The organism is Phytoactinopolyspora limicola (assembly GCF_011320225.1).
Classification (GTDB): domain Bacteria; phylum Actinomycetota; class Actinomycetes; order Jiangellales; family Jiangellaceae; genus Phytoactinopolyspora; species Phytoactinopolyspora limicola.
In genome coordinates, this window is sequence record NZ_JAAOEN010000012.1 from 12,422 (window position 1) to 31,626 (window position 19,205).

Annotated in this window: 20 protein-coding genes; 14 read left to right on the forward strand and 6 right to left on the reverse strand. The window is 64.8% G+C overall.

What is annotated here, in order from left to right:
* Positions 1 to 116: 116 nt before the first annotated feature.
* From G8760_RS22170 to G8760_RS22185, 4 genes are all read right to left on the reverse strand, one after another.
* Positions 117 to 722 carry a phosphatase PAP2 family protein gene (locus G8760_RS22170; RefSeq protein WP_166355021.1) on the reverse strand — a complete coding sequence of 202 codons (606 nt, stop codon included), beginning with the start codon at positions 720 to 722 and terminating at the stop codon, positions 117 to 119.
* Positions 719 to 1,903, reverse strand: a complete 1,185-nt coding sequence (locus tag G8760_RS22175; protein ID WP_166355022.1) for an MAB_1171c family putative transporter — start codon at positions 1,901 to 1,903, stop codon at positions 719 to 721. Before G8760_RS22175 ends, G8760_RS22170 begins: the two co-directional genes overlap by 4 nt.
* On the reverse strand, positions 1,900 to 2,397 hold the full coding sequence (locus G8760_RS22180) for a hypothetical protein (RefSeq protein ID WP_166355023.1): 498 nt from the start codon (positions 2,395 to 2,397) through the stop codon (positions 1,900 to 1,902). Before G8760_RS22180 ends, G8760_RS22175 begins: the two co-directional genes overlap by 4 nt.
* Positions 2,398 to 2,497: 100 nt before the next feature.
* Positions 2,498 to 2,929, reverse strand: a complete 432-nt coding sequence (locus G8760_RS22185; protein ID WP_166355024.1) for a helix-turn-helix domain-containing protein — start codon at positions 2,927 to 2,929, stop codon at positions 2,498 to 2,500.
* Between the two features lie 340 nt (positions 2,930 to 3,269).
* Between G8760_RS22185 and G8760_RS22190 the strand changes: the two genes are divergently transcribed.
* The 11 genes from G8760_RS22190 to G8760_RS30960 all read left to right on the forward strand — a co-directional run bounded on the left by G8760_RS22190 (position 3,270) and on the right by G8760_RS30960 (position 14,943).
* The gene (locus G8760_RS22190) at positions 3,270 to 4,322 is read left to right on the forward strand and encodes an ArdC-like ssDNA-binding domain-containing protein (RefSeq protein ID WP_166355025.1); all 1,053 of its coding nucleotides are present in this window, start codon (positions 3,270 to 3,272) and stop codon (positions 4,320 to 4,322) included.
* 1 nt (position 4,323) lies between these two features.
* The gene (locus G8760_RS22195; RefSeq protein ID WP_166355026.1) at positions 4,324 to 5,199 is read left to right on the forward strand and encodes a bifunctional DNA primase/polymerase; all 876 of its coding nucleotides are present in this window, start codon (positions 4,324 to 4,326) and stop codon (positions 5,197 to 5,199) included.
* Entirely contained in the window at positions 5,196 to 5,972 is a 777-nt protein-coding gene (locus G8760_RS22200; protein ID WP_166355027.1) for a DUF2637 domain-containing protein, read from the forward strand. The genes G8760_RS22195 and G8760_RS22200 overlap by 4 nt, the downstream gene beginning before the upstream one ends.
* Before the next feature lie 550 nt (positions 5,973 to 6,522).
* Complete coding sequence (locus G8760_RS22205) at positions 6,523 to 7,344, forward strand: hypothetical protein (RefSeq protein ID WP_166355028.1); 822 nt, start codon at positions 6,523 to 6,525, stop codon at positions 7,342 to 7,344.
* 17 nt (positions 7,345 to 7,361) lie between these two features.
* Positions 7,362 to 8,357, forward strand: a complete 996-nt coding sequence (locus G8760_RS22210; RefSeq protein ID WP_166355029.1) for a ParB/RepB/Spo0J family partition protein — start codon at positions 7,362 to 7,364, stop codon at positions 8,355 to 8,357.
* A 50-nt stretch (positions 8,358 to 8,407) separates the two neighbouring features.
* Positions 8,408 to 9,112 carry a hypothetical protein gene (locus G8760_RS22215; protein ID WP_166355030.1) on the forward strand — a complete coding sequence of 235 codons (705 nt, stop codon included), beginning with the start codon at positions 8,408 to 8,410 and terminating at the stop codon, positions 9,110 to 9,112.
* Positions 9,113 to 9,132: 20 nt separating this feature from the next.
* The gene (locus G8760_RS22220) at positions 9,133 to 10,788 is read left to right on the forward strand and encodes a M23 family metallopeptidase (RefSeq protein WP_166355031.1); all 1,656 of its coding nucleotides are present in this window, start codon (positions 9,133 to 9,135) and stop codon (positions 10,786 to 10,788) included.
* Positions 10,789 to 10,953: 165 nt separating this feature from the next.
* On the forward strand, positions 10,954 to 12,075 hold the full coding sequence (locus G8760_RS22225; RefSeq protein WP_166355032.1) for a tyrosine-type recombinase/integrase: 1,122 nt from the start codon (positions 10,954 to 10,956) through the stop codon (positions 12,073 to 12,075).
* A 5-nt stretch (positions 12,076 to 12,080) separates the two neighbouring features.
* Complete coding sequence (locus tag G8760_RS22230) at positions 12,081 to 12,419, forward strand: helix-turn-helix domain-containing protein (RefSeq protein ID WP_166355033.1); 339 nt, start codon at positions 12,081 to 12,083, stop codon at positions 12,417 to 12,419.
* Positions 12,420 to 12,472: 53 nt separating this feature from the next.
* The gene (locus tag G8760_RS22235) at positions 12,473 to 14,092 is read left to right on the forward strand and encodes a hypothetical protein (RefSeq protein ID WP_207782607.1); all 1,620 of its coding nucleotides are present in this window, start codon (positions 12,473 to 12,475) and stop codon (positions 14,090 to 14,092) included.
* A 146-nt stretch (positions 14,093 to 14,238) separates the two neighbouring features.
* A complete protein-coding gene (locus G8760_RS30960) occupies positions 14,239 to 14,943 on the forward strand; it encodes a TIR domain-containing protein (RefSeq protein ID WP_166355035.1) in 705 nt (234 codons plus the stop codon).
* A 223-nt stretch (positions 14,944 to 15,166) separates the two neighbouring features.
* On the opposite strand, the gene G8760_RS22245 is transcribed toward G8760_RS30960, so the two are convergent.
* Together G8760_RS22245 and G8760_RS22250 are read right to left on the reverse strand one after the other, a co-directional pair.
* Positions 15,167 to 15,805, reverse strand: a complete 639-nt coding sequence (locus G8760_RS22245) for a hypothetical protein (RefSeq protein ID WP_166355036.1) — start codon at positions 15,803 to 15,805, stop codon at positions 15,167 to 15,169.
* 153 nt (positions 15,806 to 15,958) lie between these two features.
* Positions 15,959 to 16,516 (reverse strand): hypothetical protein, encoded by a 558-nt coding sequence (locus tag G8760_RS22250; protein ID WP_166355037.1) that lies wholly within the window; start codon positions 16,514 to 16,516, stop codon positions 15,959 to 15,961.
* 214 nt (positions 16,517 to 16,730) lie between these two features.
* On the opposite strand from G8760_RS22250, the gene G8760_RS22255 reads away from it, so the two are divergent.
* The 3 genes from G8760_RS22255 to G8760_RS22265 all read left to right on the forward strand — a co-directional run bounded on the left by G8760_RS22255 (position 16,731) and on the right by G8760_RS22265 (position 19,124).
* A complete protein-coding gene (locus G8760_RS22255; RefSeq protein WP_246222646.1) occupies positions 16,731 to 17,039 on the forward strand; it encodes a DUF6112 family protein in 309 nt (102 codons plus the stop codon).
* Positions 17,040 to 17,132: 93 nt separating this feature from the next.
* Positions 17,133 to 17,465 (forward strand): DUF6112 family protein, encoded by a 333-nt coding sequence (locus G8760_RS22260; protein ID WP_246222647.1) that lies wholly within the window; start codon positions 17,133 to 17,135, stop codon positions 17,463 to 17,465.
* Between the two features lie 51 nt (positions 17,466 to 17,516).
* Positions 17,517 to 19,124 carry a TrbL/VirB6 family protein gene (locus G8760_RS22265; protein WP_166355038.1) on the forward strand — a complete coding sequence of 536 codons (1,608 nt, stop codon included), beginning with the start codon at positions 17,517 to 17,519 and terminating at the stop codon, positions 19,122 to 19,124.
* Positions 19,125 to 19,205: the final 81 nt, after the last annotated feature.

Consider the following 19,205-nt stretch of genomic DNA (forward strand, 5'->3'; position numbering starts at 1 on the left):
CTCCTGGACTGCGTCAAGTCGCCGCGGACCCTGGACTCGGGATCTCCAGGTGCGATCAGCGAGACCGGTTGATATCAGGTTCCCTGATGCCATCAATGCAACCGTTCTAGGTCCCTTCACCGAAGGGCGATGAAGACTGTCGCGGCGATGATCGTGCCCAGAATGGCGCCGGTGACGACTTGGGCGGTGGTGTGGTCTCTCAACTGGATCCGGGACCAACCGGTCGCGGCGACTATGGCCCAGCTGGCTCCGAGTGCGGGTCCGAAGACGATGGTCAGGATTGTGGCGGTGCCGGCGGCGACCGCGGTGTGAATGGAGATCTTCCACTTAAGGGTGATGGTGGTGGTGACGGCTAGACCGGTGAGCATCGCCACTAGGAGCGCGATCAGCTGCCGCGGCGCGCCCAGGATCACTAGGGCGAGCAACCCGCCGGCTGCGGCGGCCGCGGCAACGGCCAGCGGGAGAAGCCGCTGGGCGCGATCGGGAATGTGGGGTGAGCTGAAACGACCCCGCCGCACCGCGTAAAGGACCCACGCATAGGGCGGGACGCCAACAAGGAGCGCAGCCAGCGCGCCCCAGCCAAGGCCACGGATGACTGATGTATGGCTGGCGGCTCCGATGACGGGTAATACACCGATCACGAGGTGTGCTGGCGCGAAGACCGTGGTCAACAGCGCAGCGAAACGCTCTGACCGGCCAGGAGCGGTGTCAATCCGGCTCATGTGCTTGTCTTCCTCACGTCCGACATGTCGTCGATTCTGTCGGCGATGGTCTGAATAAGTGGCCACGATTTGGCAATACGGGTCAGCACCCGAATCTCGTCGGTGATGGTCGCGCCGCCACTGATGCCGACCTGAGGGACGCCGCTGGGCTGAACGCGCCGGAGCTTGGCGCGCCGGCCCGTTTCCAACCAAGCCGCTTCGCCTATGAGGTCTGGATCTCTCGTGGTGACTCGACGGGCCTCGCGTAGGGCCAAGTCGCAATGGCCGGGGTCTGCGTAAGCGCGGGCGGCCAACATGCCGTCGCGAATCTCAATCACCCGCCGGTAAAGGCGTAGCTCAACGTCGTAGAGACGCGCCCGTCCCGTCACGCTGAAGGCGAGCCCGGGTTCGCCCTGAAGATACGCCCGCCACACCGGCAGCAGCCGCCGGTAGGTCATGTAGGCGATGATGTGCCGGATCAACGGCCAGCGGACGGCGATCGGCCACAAGCTACCGACAACGAAACCGAAGACGGTGAGCGCAAGCAACCGCGCTTGCACAGACTCCATGAGGTCGGCATGGTCCGATGCGAGACCGGCCGTGGCGGTCACGAGGTAGACGGCCTTGTTCAGGCAGTACGCCAATGCGACAAGCGCGCCGGCGCCCATCCACAACACTCCCGTCCGAAGCGCACCGGCTGGGAACGTGCGTAGCGCCGAGACCGCTACTCGGGCAATGCCCACGACGACCACGGCGAGTACGGCCAGGTAGGCCGTCCAGTAGGCCAGGAGCGCCGGCTCGCCGACGGCTGCGTTTGTGAGGCCGGGCAAGGGCTCGTCGTGTTCGGGTGCCAGAAGGAACATGCCGATCATGGCGCAGATCGCACTGATCGTGATGGCGGCGCGGCGGGCACGGTGTGTGGCTGCCTCAGTTTGCGTCAGCGCGACGTGGCGGGCGACCTCCCAGATGGCACTCGCGGCGACCACGACTGCGATGTGCTTGACCAGATGTGGTGTATTCGCACTGACTATTCGTTCCTGAAGAGTCGCGCTGACCGAGGGGATCTCCAGGGTGCATGCGATCGCAAGAGCGGTCAGTCCGACCAGGAGGTGACGCTGCGAAGTGTTCTTTCTCCGTGTCGGCAACCGGAAGGCAACCGCGACCCACAACAGGATGGCTGGAATGACGGTGTACGTGCTCACGGCTCTGGCTCGAACACGTCTGCGGCGCGAGTGAAGTCGGGCCCTGCGTCCACGTGAGCACGACGTCGGACGTGTGCGCCGATCAGGCCAGCGAGCATCTCGGCCTGCTGTTCCTCCACTGAGGTGTAAGCGGTGCGGGCAAGCACCGATGCGATCATTTGGGGGTCGAGATCAGGCAGCAGGCGGGCCTGTAACCGTTCGGCCCGGTCTTGTTTCGTGGTGTGGCCGAAGATCATGTGGGCGAGTTCGTGCAGGACGATGTGTTCCTGGTGGAGTTGAGATGTCGCGGCCTGGTGGAATACCCAGTCGGTGTCAGCGGTCGCCAGCCACATCCCGCACGGTGAGTCGGCACCGTCGGGCATTGGCATCAGGCGTATTGGCTTGTCGCGCTCACGTGCCAGGGTGGAGCAGAACGCGTCGATCGTGAACGGTTCGGGCAGGACGAATCGGCGCAGTTGTTCCTCGCACGTCTGCCTGATGCGACGCGGTTCCACGTCCCTACCCCGTGTTCGTGACTAGATGCACTTGCATTGATTATGCCGCTAGTTAGGGTCGCTGTCATGAGGCTTGGCGTTTCACAACGCGGGGGCTTGTTCAGTCGTCGTCTGTCAAGCCTTCCATCTTTCGCGTGTTCTCGACGACGTTCTTGATCATCTGGAGGGCGGCATCGGATAGCCCGCTGGCGCGCAGGGCGATCTCGCGGACGTCGGTGTCACGCATCGCGGCAAGCAGCTCTAGTTGTGAGGTGATTTCGTCGGCGTCTTCGTCGCCGACGAGCCATCGCGTCGGGACACCGAAGAACCTGGCCAGCGCCTCGATGTGCCTCACGGAGGGGTTGACCTTATGGCCTTTGCGGAGTTGCCAGAGGTAGCTTGCGGAGATGGTCACATCGTCCGGCGAGTCGTTGATGGCCTGGGCCACTTCACGGTACGTGTACTCGCCTCGCCCCCGGGGACGGACAGTGGCGAAGAGGTAGTCAAGCCGTCCGGCCAGTGCGGAAAGCCGCGGAGTTTCAGACTGATTCACGGCCCATCTCCTCGCGCTGCGATGGGTTGGCTGGAGTTCTCAGATCATGCCACGAGTCCCGTGAATGACTCATTCTTCGTCGACCTTCAACAAAGCCCTTGACCGAGCCGCATCGCTGAGGCATTCTCAATAGTGTTCACATCAGTAAACATAGCATGACGGCGTGGTCCACATGAACAAACGTGACACACATGGGCCGTATCTGCGAGTGACAGCAGATGCCCGGCAGTCGGCCGGCGTGCGTCTGACAGCATCCGGCCCGCGGATCGCCATTGGATGCGACAACCGTCATAACTTCGCGCCAGGCGGGTCGGCCCGTCGGTGGGCGCACCTAGCCGGTATGAACGACCAACGAGTCCGCAGGTCGCGGGAAGAGAAGCTGGACGAACTCAGCGAGCGACTTGAACGCGCTGTCGAGGAACTGGTCACGGGCGAGCAGTGGCGGCGTGCGATGGTGTTCGCCGCTCGGTTTAGGTCGCGATCTTTCGCCAACACCCTGCTGATTCTCAGCCAGCACACGGACGCGTATGAACAAGGCCGCGTCCCGGAGCCGTTTCCGTCATACGTGGCAGGATTCCGGCAGTGGCAGCAGCTGGGCCGGTCAGTGGTGAAGGGCCAGTCCGGCTACATGTTCTGGTCTCCAGTCACGGCCCGGTTCGCTTCACTCCACCCGGACGATCCGCATTCGTGGCGGCGGCTAGGCCGCTATGAGCGGCCCGATCCGGGCGAAACGGTCCGTCGCCGGATCGTGGGGATGAAACCTGCGTACGTGTGGGACGTCTCGCAGACCGCTGGCGAGCCGATCCCGGAGCGTCCCGAGCCCGCGGTGCTGCATGGCCAAGCTCCAGACGGCTTGTGGGACGGGCTCGCTGCACAGGTCCGGCAACTCGGTTTCACCCTCGACGACGCTCCCGACGCAGCAGCACTGGCAGGTGCGGACGGAGTTACCCGCTTCAACGACCGCGCCGTGGTCATTCGCTCCGACATGAGCGAGGCCGCAAGGGTGGCGACGCTCGCCCACGAACTGGCCCACATCATGCTCGGCCATGGCCCTGGTGATGACCGGCATCGGGGTATCCGTGAGGTGGAGGCCGAGTCGACGGCCGTTATGGTGACGGCCAGCTTCGGCCTCGACACCCAGCCGAACTCGATGCCCTACGTGGCGGGATGGTCGTCCACAGTCAATGGCCGTGATCCCCTCGACGTGGTGCGAGCCACCGGCGAGCGTGCCCGCACGGCAGCCCTATCGATCCTGGAGAAGCTGCCCGAGGCACCGGTCGGTGACGGCACTCCCCCGGGTGCGCGACTCACCCGCTCGGACCCCGTCTCCCTCGCGGCACCCGCGGCGGCCGGTCCCGTGGCGGACCGCGCGGCAGTCCGGGCGGAGATGTGACATGGTCGCCCACGCCACCCTGCTGAGCAGAATCGGCGATCTGAGCCTGGGCTCCGCAGCCGTAGCCTACGCCGCTGCCGGTGTACCGGTGTTTCCCTGCATTCCCAGAGGCAAACGCCCGCTCACCCGGCACGGGTTCCATGACGCATCGACCAGCCGGGCACGAGTACGTGCGTGGTGGCGCCGGTGGCCGCAGGCGAACATCGGCCTGGCCACCGGCAGCCGAGGAGGGTTCGACGTTGTGGACGTCGACGTGCACCCGTCCGGGTCAGGATTCAGAGCGTTTCGCACGGCATGCCGGGCGGAGCTGGCCGACGGTTGGGCGTGCTTGGTCCGCACGCCATCGGGCGGACTTCACGCGTACTACCCCGGCGCTGAGAGCCAGCGGTGCTGGTCCTTGGCCAGCGCACATGTCGATTTCCGCGCCATCGGCGGGTACGTGATCGCCCCGCCGTCAACAGTTGTTACCGGCGACGACGAGACCGCTCGTGCCTACGTCGTCGTCGGGATGCGCCGCCAGTCCCGACCTGTTGACGGCGAGGCGGTGCGGGCGCTGCTCGCTCCGCCCATGCCGACACGAGATCCTACCGGCAGACCACCTCAGGTCGACGGGTCGATCGACCGGATCGCGGCGTGGGTGGCCATGCAGCCGGAAGGAAACCGGAACTCCGCGTTGTACTGGGCGGCGCACCGCTACGCCGAGCACGGCGTGGCCGAGGCAAGCGCCCACGAAACTCTCGGTGCGGCAGCCCAACGTTCCGGACTCAATGCGCCCGAAACGCACGTCACGATCCACTCGGCCTACCGACGACACTTTCACAGCCCACGAGAGGCGGTCCACCAGCACGAGATCTCGCCGCCGGTTCTGATGCCATGACTCCCCCGCATCCGCCCAGGACCGACCTGCCAGCACACACGGTGGAGCGGTGGGTTGTCGCCACTGCCGTCGGCGGCACGATCCTGATCGCTCTCGGGGCGTTCTGGCTCTCCTTCGCCACGCTGACCGACCTGGCGGTGCGCTCCGGCATCGATGCCAGCCGGGCGTGGACATGGCCGCTCATCGTGGACGGCATCATCGTCGTCGCAACCATCTCCGTCGTCGCACTAACTCCGTTCGGACCACGCGCGACCCGATATCCGTGGATGTTGCTGTTCGCCGGGGCCACCGTGTCCGTGACCGGAAACGCGCTGCACGCGCTCGTGGCTCGCCATGCGACCGCCCCCGGTGTGTTGGCCGCTGCCGTGTCCGCGGTGCCCCCGCTAGTGCTGTTGGCGATCACTCATCTCACCGTCGAGTTGACCCGCCGCACGAACGTGCCCACGGCAGACGGACCGTCGTCGGGTGGTTCTTCGCTCACATGCGCACTCACGCCGATCGACGGCGACACCGCCGCTAGCGCGAAAGCTGCCCGGCATTCCCAATCCAACGGTGCCCGCCGCCGAGAGGCGCGCGAGCTCCGCCTCGTTTCTGGCTGGCCCAATGCGCGGATCGCCCATCACCTCGGCGTTCACCCGTCGACGGTGAGCCGCTGGCTCAACATGACCGCGTCGGACGGATCAGCACAGACGACCCCCAGCACACCTCCGGCAACACACGCTGCACGCCCTGCCGGTTATGAGCATCGACAGGATGACAAGGGGAACTCATGACCACCAACGCCTACAACGCCCCGGTAAGCAATGACCCGGACGCCTCCGACCGTGCTCACACCACGGATCTTGAGCCAGCGGCCGCCCAGGCCGAATCCGCTGTGGCTTTGGCACGCCACGGCGACCCGTCCCTGCAGCAAGCTACCAACGGGAACGAACCTTCCGCCCCGGCGCGACAACTTGCCGAGCTTCGGTGGGTCCGCGCGACTGAGGTTCTCCAACGTACAGACGACATGGCGGCAAGCCGAGCCGCACGGGCTCAGCGCAGGCTTAACATGCTGGCGCGCCAGGGCGGGCGAGCCGCAGCCCGTCTAGCACTCTTGCGGAGGCAGCGGCAAGCCGCTGTCGGCCCACCCAATGCTGCCTCCCAGTGCCATGAACCACCAGCGGCTGAGCGGTCAGCTCCGACGCTGTGAGCAGCATTCGGCAGACCATGATCACTCGCAGCCGCCTCGCACGCCAAACCGCCGGTGAACCCCGGCACCACACTGAACTGCCCGAACGCGGCCGGGACGCGGTGCGCACCTCCCATATATCCAGGGAGGTGCCCATGTCGATTGCTATGCACACCACCGACGCGGACCGCTCAGCCGTAGAAGAGTTCCTCGCCACCAGTGATGGATTGCGGACTCTGCTCCATGTGCTCGATCAGCTCGGGCCCGACGGGTGGCATACCTTGCCCGCGGCACGGACACTGCTGGAGTTCATCCAGAAACGGTTCACCCCGGTCGCTCAGGCATGGCACCGGCCGCCCGAAGACGCCACATATGCCGCCTTTATGGCGATGCGTGGGCGATCAGTTCGGACTGCCCGGGACCCCTGGGCAGTCATCACCCGCGCTGTGGCGCTGGCCATGCAGGCCGAGACCTACGGCGAACGGCTGCTGATATCGCCTGAACGGGCTCGCCGCCCGATCCACCGGCCCGAGCGGGCACCAATGCGCGCGGGCGAACACGAAGATTTTCTCTATGACATCGTTTCGGCCGAGAGCAGCGGCACCGTTGCCGCCGGCGTCGGCGTCGAGCGGCTGATCGCAACATCGGCGGCGTTCCTGGTCGTCGCTGGCTGGCAGCATGACCGCGCACGGCGAGTTGTTGAATACGCGGCCATGCGTGCCACCGACATGGGCTCGCATGAGTCAGCCCGAGACACACTCCGCCGTGACAACGTCACCCGCCTGCATCTCGGCCTGAGCCACTCGGCCTGGACCACGCTCATCAGGCTGCTCATCGGGTCGCGACCGGGTGCCGCATCCCCGGGCGAACTGGGTGTGTTCGCTCGTGTCCTGGTTGGTGACCAGCTCGCTGATCTGCTTCACGATACCGATCTGATCGATCTGGCCCGGCACACCTGCCCAGGGGCGTCGTCATGACTCACGGGCGGTTGGACTTGCAGTACTCGGTCGCAGCGATCCGACTGGGGCGCACGTACCGGCACGAGCTTGGTGACCTCAGCGAGCTGTGCCAGTCGATCCGCGCTGTGGGGCTGCTGCACCCGGTGGTTATCAGCCCTGACGGACTGCTCATCTCCGGGCGGCGCCGACTCGAAGCCGTGAAACGGCTGAACTGGCGCCGGGTGCCGGTGTGGGTTGCCACCCATATCTCTGACCGATTACGCACCGTCATGGCGGTCCAGCACGAAAATACGATCCGCAAAGATCTCACTCCGGTTGAAGCCGCAGAGCTCTACGCCGAGCTGAAGGCCCTTTACGCCGACGAAGCTGCCCGCCGCCAGGCCTCGACCCGGTTTGGTAGCGGGGAACACGGTGCCGTCGATTCGACGGCACCGCAAGACGCCCGTGTGCAGGCAGCACGCGCCATAACTGGCCGCGATTCACATGGCATGCTCGAACAGGTGCTCGAACTCAGACGCATCGTAGACAGCGAGGCGCCCGAGTGGCTGCGGGCCGAAACCGAGCAGGCACTCGCCGAGCTCAACGCTGACGGCAAAGTACACGGCCGCTACCTGGCGATCACGACAGCCAAAGCACGCTTTGAACTTGAAGACACCGCGACGGACCCCGCCGTTCCTGAACGGGTCCGTGACGCGGCCGAGTCTGAGCTGGAGCATCTAGCCGCCATCGACCATCCGGCCATTGCAGCACGCGAAGCTAAACGGGCGACCAAGAAGGTTCACTCGGTCGCGACCGGCTGGAGCGACATCGACTCCTCAGCACGCGACATCCTCAGCGCCCGCCGCGTAGCTACGTTCGCAAAACAACATTTTGGCTGGTGGGAGAACGTCTCACCACAGGCTGTCGCCGAACATCTCGACGATGAGCAGTGGAACATCATCACCGCCTGCCATGACGGTTGCTCAGCATTCATGCGCGCCGCTATCGACGCCCGCAACCGCCGCGACGGTGGCGTCCGCACGGCCAGCTGAACCCACCTTACGGGCAAACCTCCTTCAGCGCAGAAGGGCCGCTACCCGTCATGAAACTCACCCTCTGGGCACGCACACGCCCCTCGCAGACTCCCCGGCGTTTGACCATCGCCATGGTCGCAACGGCCATCGTGGTCATCATCGTCACCGGTATCGGGGTCTACGGCCTCATCACCGGCCCACCAAGCGAAGACCCGACACGGCACCCGGCCACCAACGTAGCCACATCAAAACCAACACCATCCACGGCGCCCACGGCGGCCTCATGGCAGGACATACCCACGCTGCCAGCGACAAACGACCCGGTCCGGTACGCACGCGCGGTCGCCACGGCGGTGTTCACGTGGGACACAATGTCGGGCCTCTCACCAGATGAGTACCGAAACGTCGCCCTGATCGATGCCGACCCCTCTGGCACCGAAACCGCCGGGCTCATCGCCGATCTAACCCACTATCTGCCAGACATCGACACCTGGCAACATCTCCGCGACTACCACACCCGGCAGACCTTCACCATCCACGCCGCGTTCGTCCCCGACGCCTGGGAGCACATCGCCCGCGATGCCGCCGGACAGATCCGAGACGGCACCGTCGCCGTCACGATCGAGGGAACCCGCCACCGCCACGGCATCTGGCACGACCGGGCCGAGGAATCCGCACACGATACGGCATTCACCGTCTTCCTCGCCTGCCGTCCAGCCTTCCCCCGCTGCCACACCCTGCGGCTCTCCGAACTCGACAATCCACTCACCTAACACCCCGGCAGGCCAGACACATGTTCAAAAAGGCACTGATCGTCCTGACCGCCCTTCTTCTACTCAGCCCCTCCACCGGCCTGCTCGCCGTCGCCGTGCTCATGAACCCAGGCGGCCAAGCAGCCGGAGCAGGCTGCCTGGATCTCCCTGTTGAAAACGATCAAGAACTCAACGAAGACGCTCCGATCCCCGACGAAGCCAGGCCCTGGATCGCCACCGCCGCCGCCACTTGCCCAGCACTGCCGAGCGTGTGGATCGCGGCGGTGATGCATCACGAATCCTCGTTCATCCCGGACGCCTACGCCGACGACGTCAACGGCGGCACCTGGGGACTGTTCCAAATCAACCGACACGTCTGGCACACCGTGTACGGCGAATGGGAGGCAGACCGCAACGGCAACGGCATCTGGGACATCAAAGAGCCGCTCATCCATGCCGAGTACGGCGCGGTTTACCTGTGCGATCTGCGAGACGACATCCGTGGCACCCGGCAAGCGAACCCTGACTGGGCCTCTACCCGCGAACTCACCGAACTCGAAGCACTCGCCGTCGCACATAACGCAGGCCCGGGCCGGCTGGCCACCTACCCCGACATCCCCGCCATCACCCGCGAGTACCTCGACACCATCCGGCACCTCACCAGAGACTGGTCCACCAACGAACCCAACCTGACCGGCGCGACAATTCGCACGGCCGACATACCGGAAGCCGATCAGGTGGTGCTCCCGCTACCTGACGGGACATACACGTTCACCTCCGGCTACGGACTCCGCCCCGATCCGACCGATCCCACCAAGGAAGAACTACACACCGGCATCGATCTCGCCGCCGAGGACGGCACCCCCATCCACGCCGTCGCCGACGGCGTCGTCGCCGAAGCCCACATGGCCGGCGGCGCCACCGGGACGATCATCATCGAACACCGATTCGGCGACCACATCACCGCCACCGTGTACATGCACATGTGGGAACACGGCATCCATGTCGAACCAGGCGACATCGTCACAGTCGGCGAACACATCGGCGACGTCGGCGCCTCCGGACGCGCCACCGGACCGCACCTGCACGTCGAGGTCCGCAACGGCGGAGCCACCGCCCCGCCAAGCGACCCAGTGACCTGGTTCCGCGCCCACGGCGCCGGCGACCTCGGCCGACCCGACAACCCCAGCACCGAACAGCCAGACGAATGCGCCCCCAGCACTCCCCTGCCCGACGGCGACCTGCCACCACCACCGCAGCCATTCACCGGCTCACCAGGTGGCCGCGTCGACGACCCGACCGGCACCGGCGGCTGGGTGACCCGCCAGCTCGCCCACCTCATCGCCGAAACCCGCTCCGCGTTCCCCAACACCGGCTGGTCCTGCTGGGCCGAACGCCCAGGCACCGACTCCGACCATCCGCACGGCCGGGCCTGTGACGTGACGTTCGGCAACGCTATCGGCGAACACCCGACTGACACGCAAAGGGCCGAAGGTTGGCGCACGACTACCTGGCTGCAACTTCACGCCGACGCGCTGTGGGTGGACTACCTCATCTGGGACGGCCTGATCTGGAGCGTCAACCGAACCGATGAAGGCTGGCGGTCCTACGACGGCGGCGGCATGCACGACCCCGACGACGTCACTGGAGGCCACTATGACCACCTACACCTGTCGGTCAGCCATAATTCGCAATAATTACATTAGATGTAATAGCTGGCGGCCGAGATTGTGCAGGTTCCCTGGTCAGGCAAGGGTATCAGTGGCCACCAATGAAGCAGTAGAACCCGCTTCGGAGCAGCACAAACACACCGATGCCTACATTAGATGTAATTTTCCTACATTAGATGTAAGATTGTCGGGGTGGACTCAGAGGACGGGAACCGGCCTGGATCGGTGACGGCGCTGCGGCCTGGCAACGTGGCCTTGCTGCGTCCGGCCGGGCAGGTCTTCGATGACATGCTCACCGGGTGGTCGGCGCAGCAGTCCTCGCGGATGCTGAACCCGAAGACGATCCAGGCGAGGTTGGCGCAGGTGCGCCGGTTCGCCGGGTTCTGCGGAAGTCTGCCGTGGGAGTGGACGCCGGGCGACGTCGAGGAGTGGACGACCGAGCTGGTCTCCGGCGACAAGCCGTGCTCGCACGGCACGATCCGCTCCTACCAGAACGCGGTCGCGCTGTTCTGCGCCTACCTCACCGACCGCCGCTACGGGTGGGTCGAGCGGTGCGAGGAACTGTTCGGCACCCACCCGGTGCAGGTCTGCCACGAGTGGAACACGATCGTCCATACCGGGGATCACGAAGCACGCCCAGCGGTGCGACCCCTGTCGCGGAACGAGGTGCAGACCTTCTTCGACTACGCCGATGATCGCGTCGACCATGCCCGCACGCGTGGGAAGAAGGGCTGGAAGTCGGTGTTCCGCGACGCGACGCTGTTCAAGATGATCTACGCGTTCGGGCTGCGCCGCCGGGAGGTCACGATGCTGGACGTCCACGACTTCATCCGCAACCCGACTGCGACCGAGTTCGGCCGGTTCGGGGTCTGCAACGTCCGCTGGGCCAAGGCCAGCCGCGGTTCCCAACCTCGGCGGCGGGCGGTGCTGGCTGTCTTCGACTGGACCCGTCCGGTGATCGACGAGTACGTCACCGACGTGCTGCCCCTGTTCGATGCCGCTGGCACCGGGATGCTCTGGCCGACCGAACGGCAGTCACGGATCACGGGCAGCTACATCGGGATGCGGTTTGCTGAGTACCGCGACGACCTCGGCTTCGATGTCGCGCTGCACCCGCACTGCCTGCGGCACTCGTATGTGACGCATCTGATCGAGGGCGGCTTCGACCCGTTGTTCGTGCAGCAGCAGGTCGGGCACCGGTGGGGCTCGACCACCGCCCTCTACACCGGCGTGTCCGGCGACTACCGCAACCGCACCCTGCGCCGCGCCCTGGACGCGGCGTTCACCCCACCGACCGCTATGGAGGAGGTTTGATCCCCGTGACGAAGACCGTTGCCTATCGCTGGCACCTGCGCAAGGTGATGAACGAGCACGGCATGCAGTCCACCACCGATCTGGTGCCGCTGCTGGCCGACCGGGGCGTGGTGATGACCTCCACCCAGGTCTACCGGATCGTGGTCGGTGAGCCCGAGCGGCTGAACATGCGCCTGCTCGCCGCGCTCTGCGATATCTTCGGCGTCACCCCCAACGATCTGATCGAGCCCTACGTCGCCACGAACTCGCGGCGCGGACGCAAGACCGGCACCACCGGCGCCACGCCACCCAGATCGAGCAAGAACCGTCCGACCCGTGCCGTCATCAAGCCGGCCGGGGACTGACCGGCTGAATGGCGAGCACGATCATCCGCGGCCCCTGTTTCCGCTGCGGACGGGTGAAGACCCTGCGTTGGAACCACGCCCTGGACCGGGGCGAATGCCGAGCCTGCCGCGCCCGCCGCTCACCGACCGAGCCCTGCTCCGGCTGCGGCAAGCAGCGCCGGGTCAACGCCCGCACCGATGATGGCGGCGCGCTCTGCGTGACCTGCTACGCCCACACCCGCACCGCCCAGGATGCCTGCGACGAATGCGGCAGCATCGGCCCGCTAGCCACCCGAGCCGGTGGCAAGCGCGACGGGTCGCGGAACCTCTGCCCGCGTTGCTACCGCAACCCTAAACGGACCTGCGGCATCTGCGGACGGCTCAAACGGGTCGCGCTGAAAGCCACCACCACAACGCCGGATGTCTGCCCGACCTGCTACCAGGCACCGGTCATCGACTGCTCCATCTGCGGACAGCAAGCCCTCGGCCGACGCACCACCAACCACGGCCATTCCCGCTGCTTCGCATGCCAAGCCACCCAGCAGATCGATGCCGCCCTCACTGGCCCGGACGGGACGATCCGCCCCGAGCTCAAAGGCGTCCGCGACGCCCTGACCGAACTCCGCCAACCCCGATCGCTGCTCAGCAACTGGCACGACCTACCGAGCCTGCACCTGCTGACCGCCATCGCCCAAGGCCGACTCGACCTGTCACACGATGCCCTCGACGCCCACCCACAGGTGTTCTCGGTGACCTACCTGCGAGCTATGCTCGTCGCCGGCGGCGCACTCCCACCACGCGACGAAAACGCCGCCCGGCTGCACCGCTACGTGGCCGAAGCCGTCGCCGACATCACCGATCCCGAGCTGCGCGGCGTGCTGTCCCGCTACGCACGCTGGCACGTCGTCGGCCGCGCCAAAACCGACCGCCACGGCCACCTCACCGCACACGTCGCGGCCCGCTGCCGCAACGACATCCACACCGCCCATGCCTTCCTCGACTACAACACCGCTCTTGGCCACGACCTCAACGACTGCCCGCAAGCCTGCCTCGACGCCTGGCTGACCACCAGGCGCAGCGCACGCCTGAGCTTCATCCGCTGGCTCAAACGGAGCGGCTACCTTTCCCAAGCGCGGCTACCCGATCCCGTTGCGAACAAGCACCCCGGCCACGACATCGACCCCGAGGAACAGCTCGCGCTCGCCCGCAGACTCCTACACGACCCTGACGCCGCCAGCACCGAGGACCGGGCCGCCGCCTGCCTGATCCTGCTCTACGCCCAACCCGTCACGAAGATCACCGCGCTGACCAGCAGCGACATCAAGGTCCGCGACGCAGGCACCTACCTCGCACTCGGCGCCGAGCCGCTGCTGCTCATCCCGCCCCTGGACGCGCTCGTCACAGCACTGCCGGTCGCCAAGCCGTTCGGCACCGCGAGCACCCTGGCCGATGCCCGGTGGCTGTTCACCGGCAAAAACGCCGGCACCCACCTGCACCCTGCCTCGCTGATGCGCCGGATGAACCAGCTCGGCATCATCTCCCGCGCCAGCCGGAACACCGCACTGCTGCACCTGGCCGCCACCACCCCGCCCGCCGTATTCGCCTCCCTCATCGGCATCCACATCACCACCGCCACCCGATGGGTCGAACTCACCGGCTCAGCCTGGAACAAGTACGCCGCTGCCCGACATTGACACAACCCTGGGGTCCGGCATCAGGGCGCCTGTCGTCGATCACGTGCGGTCCACGGTTTCGATGGCCAGGCGGGCTGGGCCTCAGCGAGACGGTGAAGATCCGCTTGCTCCTCCCATTGTCGGAGGTTATTCGTACTATTGGCCGCATGGCTCAGTGCACAGCTCCAGTTGAAGGTCATCGCACTGCGAGCGGTGCCGCGAACTGCCCCGCCTGCCGCTATCGCTCTTCGTACCGGCCGACCTACTACACGCCGCCGCCCGCCTACGTGGCTCCTCCGGCGCCGCGCCGATTCCCGAGCTACGCCAGTCGATACTCTGACGGCGGCGGCAGCAGTTCAAGCCGGGCCCGGCGATCATCCGTTTCGTACTCCACGCGCGAGTATCAAACGCTCAACCCAGTGCGCGAACAGGTCGTTCAGATCGCGCAGACCGATGACGGCGGTCGCGACTTGTTTCTCTGCCACGCATGGGACGACCGTCAGGGCGCAGCCCTCGAGTTGAACAACCTACTGACTGATCTCGACGTCTCAGTCTGGTTCAGTGAAATGGACGTCCCACTCGGCACGTCGCTGATCCGGAAGATCGACAAGGGCCTAGCGGGCTCACGAGCAGGGATCGTGCTCGTCACGCCAGCTTTGTTCACGAGCCTCAACAACGAGGGTATCGCCGCCCAGGAGCTCTCAGCATTGCTGGCGACCGACCGGGTTATCCCGATCGTCCACGGCACGACGTTCGACGAACTGCGACGGGTTAGCCCTTTGCTTGCGGCACGCTCCGGGCTGGACACTGCGAACTACTCATCGCTGGAGGAAGTGGCGACGAAGATCGCTGACACGGTGCTGCTCGACTAGGACAGACCAGGCCACAGGCGTCGGTGCAGCCGGTGCCTTCGCTCCACCCGCTCGATCGCCACCGGCCGGGGCATCAAATGCTCCCGACCCCTGCGTGCCCGGCGAACTCCGCCTGCCGTCCACACCCCTCGGGGTCTCCCGCTCACCGTGTGACATGGACATCTCGAACGCTTCGAATAATTGCGAGCGCCGGTTTGACCAGTATTCACTGGTTGGCCTGAAATCAGTAGTGCTGCTCCTCCGGCTCAGGCATCGCATCGTACAGCGCCTCGACTGAGGAATAAACCGCCTGGAGTAGCTCGAATCTCTCACGGAGCAACTCAACGAGATCTGGAAAGTCAGCATAGTCTTGACTGTCTGGAAGTCCGCCCGCATACCGGAATGCGGTGCCACCGCGGTCGGCCGCGTGCAGCATGTCCACCAGGTCCTTAACGCTCTGCGGGAATTCTTCGGGCAGAGCGAGTGTGTCGTAGTGCTGAAGTAGTTCGTTCAGTAGATCTTCTAAGTTGTGACGAAGTTTGTGGCGTAGCTTCTTGTCAATTTCCTCCCGCCGCAATTCGCCATTCTGGGCCTCGTGGTAACGATGTCTCTTCTGGGCGAGGAACCGGATGAAGTCCTTTATTTCAAGCTCGAATGCGTGACGGTACAACATCAGGAACGGCATTAAGATCGTGTCGTCTTCTGGTTTTCCGCGATAGGTCGACGCAAGACGCTCGGCCGATTCTTGGTAGAAGAACGCAAAATTGCTGTCCGTCTGGTAAGGGTAACGAACAATCAGGCGGTGATACGCCTTGTTGGGCACAAGCTCTAAGAGCCTTAGGGTTTCGTCGTCCATGTTCGCGTCGCCAGGATTCTCGTCCACAACGCCTCCTGATTCATCTGCTTCGCAGCTCAAAGACCGTGTAGCGTGCTGATCATTAGCTTGTCGAGAACAAGTTATCGCCAACGGTCGCGAACTTCGAGCGCTTCGCAATCAAAGGCGGGCGAGCCGCACCCGGTCCGTTTCAAGGAGCAACTACCTGATGGGGCGCCACCAGATAGATGTGTCGGCCCAGCGCTCCAGGCCACTCTTGGCATATGCGGCGCATAGTCGCGACATTGCATCATCTCGTTCAGGGCCATCCGAGTACGGACCACCACCAGGACGCTGCGGTTCAGGAGTGAGAACGACGATTGTGTCTTCGGCATCGAACCTGAATAGGTCGGCGACTGCCTCGATCATGACTCCAGCCAGACGATTCCCCCGGTACTGTGGTTCGAGCCCCATGCGGTCAACAAATAGAGCGTTGTCAGCGGGTCCTTGGCCACGATCCTCACGATCAATCTGTATGCGCTGAGCAACACACCCCAACGGTTCGGCGTCAGCGCTTATCGCATCCGCCGCATCGTGAAGATCCTCGTATGCGATTCGCCAGCCCACCCAACCGGAAAGGCCGCAGATCCCCACCTCGTCAACCGTGCTGATCGTGGCGTAGAACTGTCGAAAAAGATCAAAGCCCCCGTCAATCGGGTGCTGCACTGTGACTCTTTCACAAAAGATGTCATCGCGGTCTACGGTTACACGGTCAGCCATCCACCCCTCCCGGCAGCACAGAACAAGGGCAGCAGCATCCTCCGGTGCCCATGCCATTGTCAACCACCCGCACGAGGTTGACCGTGCTTCTGCGATGGCTCTGATACAGAACGCGCAAAACTCGAGTCGCAGAAAGACGGGGTCGCGAACCGCGCGTCAGGCCCTTCGCCCCGCACATACTGTGCGCCGACGACCGCCGATCGCACCTACCAACGTGGAGAATCGGTACGTCAAGGATGTTCGGCTACGGCTGGACACTAGCGTCTTTCCCGACTTCGAAGGCGTCCGTGGATCCGGTGACCTCGCGGCGGTTGTTGGTGCGTTGCTCACTATCGGGCTGGTCGTCGCAGTCCTGATGCTGGTCATCTCGGCTGTGACATGGGCACTTTCTGCCGCGGCGGGCAACTACCAGGTGGCTAGCCGGGCACGTGTCGGGGCGTGGGTGTCGATCGGTGCCGCTGCGCTGACTGGCGCAGGTGTGGCGTGGATGAACTTCCTGATCGACCTCGGCACCACTTTGTAGCCATCGTTCGTCATCTCTTGTCCGGCAGCGCTGGCGCACCTGTGTGACAGCACCGATTCATCCGCCCGGTGGTGTGAAGGAGCGTCACTGATCATGTTGGAACCCCTCACTGCCGCTTTCGACGCAGCGGCCTCCGTCGTCGACGCGGCACCGACCCAGATCAATATCAACCCCAACGAAGGTGGACTGCCGGGAATCCGGGCCCTTCGTCGCATCGTGGGGGCGGTGATGACCATTGGGCTAGTGTTGTCGGTGCTGGCGTTGATCATCTCTGCGGTCGTGTGGGGTTTCGGATCGAACTCGTCCAACCCGCATCTGGCGGGCCGTGGGAAGACTGGTGTGCTCATCTCTTGTGGCGCGGCGATCATCACTGGCGCTTCGGTCACGTTGGTCAATTTCTTCTGGGGTGTCGGCCAGGGCATCTAGCTGGGTCTATCTCGCATCCCCCTTCCGAAGCCGTAGCACTGGGAGTGAGTGATGAGTGTCTGTGACGTGCCGGTGATCTCGACGGTGTGCAACGTTGCCGGTGAGGCCGCGGCCACGCTTGTGTCGGCGCCGTTCGACTGGCTCGCCGATGCCATCGGTCACGCAGCAGCATGGATGTTCGAAGGCGTCTGGGCGATCTTCGATACCACGACGCTCGTCGACGTGACCTCCAGCGGATATATCGCGGTCTACAACATCTTGTTCGGCGTCGCCGTGTTCGTCATGCTGATCTTCTTCTGTCTCCAACTGATCACCGGCACGATCCGCCGAGACCCGTCAGCGCTGCAACGTGCCGGCCTGGGGCTTGCGAAATCCGTGCTTGGCTCGTTCCTGGTCATCACCATCACCGCAACCATGCTGGAGATTGTCGACCAGCTGTGCGTCGGTATCGTTCAAGCGACCGGCACCAGCATGCAGGAGATGGGCGATCGGATCGCGGCCCTCGCAGCGGGTCTGACTGCCATCAATGTCGCCATGCCGGGCGTCGGCGCGATCATCACGATCTTCCTCGCCGGGCTCGCCATCTCGGCCGCCGCGATCGTGTGGTTCTCGCTGCTGATTCGCAAGGCACTGTTGCTGGTGGCGATTGTGCTCGCGCCGATCGCGTTGTCAGGGCAGTCGTGGGATGCCACCAAGGGCTGGTTCGGCAAATGGGCGTCTTTTGTACTCGCGTTGATCCTCTCCAAGCTGGTGATCGTGGTCGTGTTTCTCGTCGCGATCAATCAGGTGTCGGCCCCAATAGATGTCGATCTTGCCTCGATAGCTGACCCGATCGCCGGTGTCGTATTGATGTTCGTGGCCGCGTTCGCTCCGTACATGACGTACAAATTCATCAGCTTCGTCGGCTTCGACATGCACCATGCCATGTCCGCCGAACAGGAGGCCAAGAGCGCGCTCAACCGGCCCGTGCCGGTCTCGGCCATGCCTAACACCGACGCGGCGACTAAGGTCCTCAGCGACACCGGTGGCAACAAGTCCAGCGGCGTGAGCGACGAAACGCCCTCAAACGAACAGACGCAGACACAGCCGGTTTCCCCAACTGCCGACAGCACCAGCGGCGGTAGCGATCGCGGCCCAACAGGGACGGCCGAGGCCGATACGACGACGCAGAGCAGGCAATCCGGCCCGTTAGGCACTGGGGGCGAAGGCTCCCAGGACGCGGGTGAAGCGACAGGCCAAAAGACACCCAAGGAGAGCAGCGCGGGTGAGGCGAAGGCTTCCGGCGGAGTGGCGAGCGCAGGAGAGGCCGGGTCTGGCGCCGCCGGTGGTGCCCAAGCGGCCGCGGCCGGACACGAGGCTGACTCGAAGGTCGGATCCGCTGCCGATCAACACCTCGACGCCAGCCAGCAGGCAGAGCGCCCGAACCGAAACGAGGCGACGACCACGCAGGATCCTGCCGTACCGTCCTCGCCATCCGTGCCGAAATCGGCACGACCCGGACAAGCAGGACCCGACGCCGCCAGCCGGCCCGCCTCGGCATCGGTGGCGGAAGGTGAAAATCCGCCCCCTGCGCCAGAGACGCCGCAGCCAACGGCACCAGTCAAAGAGGACCCTAGGCCGGTGCAGCCGCCGAGAAAGCCGGATCACGAGAACACGTAGGACGCGAATACGAAGACTCACCCGGCTGAGCCCGCGAGACAGGGCGCGGTTGCGTACCTGACTGGTGCAAGGACACCTCCG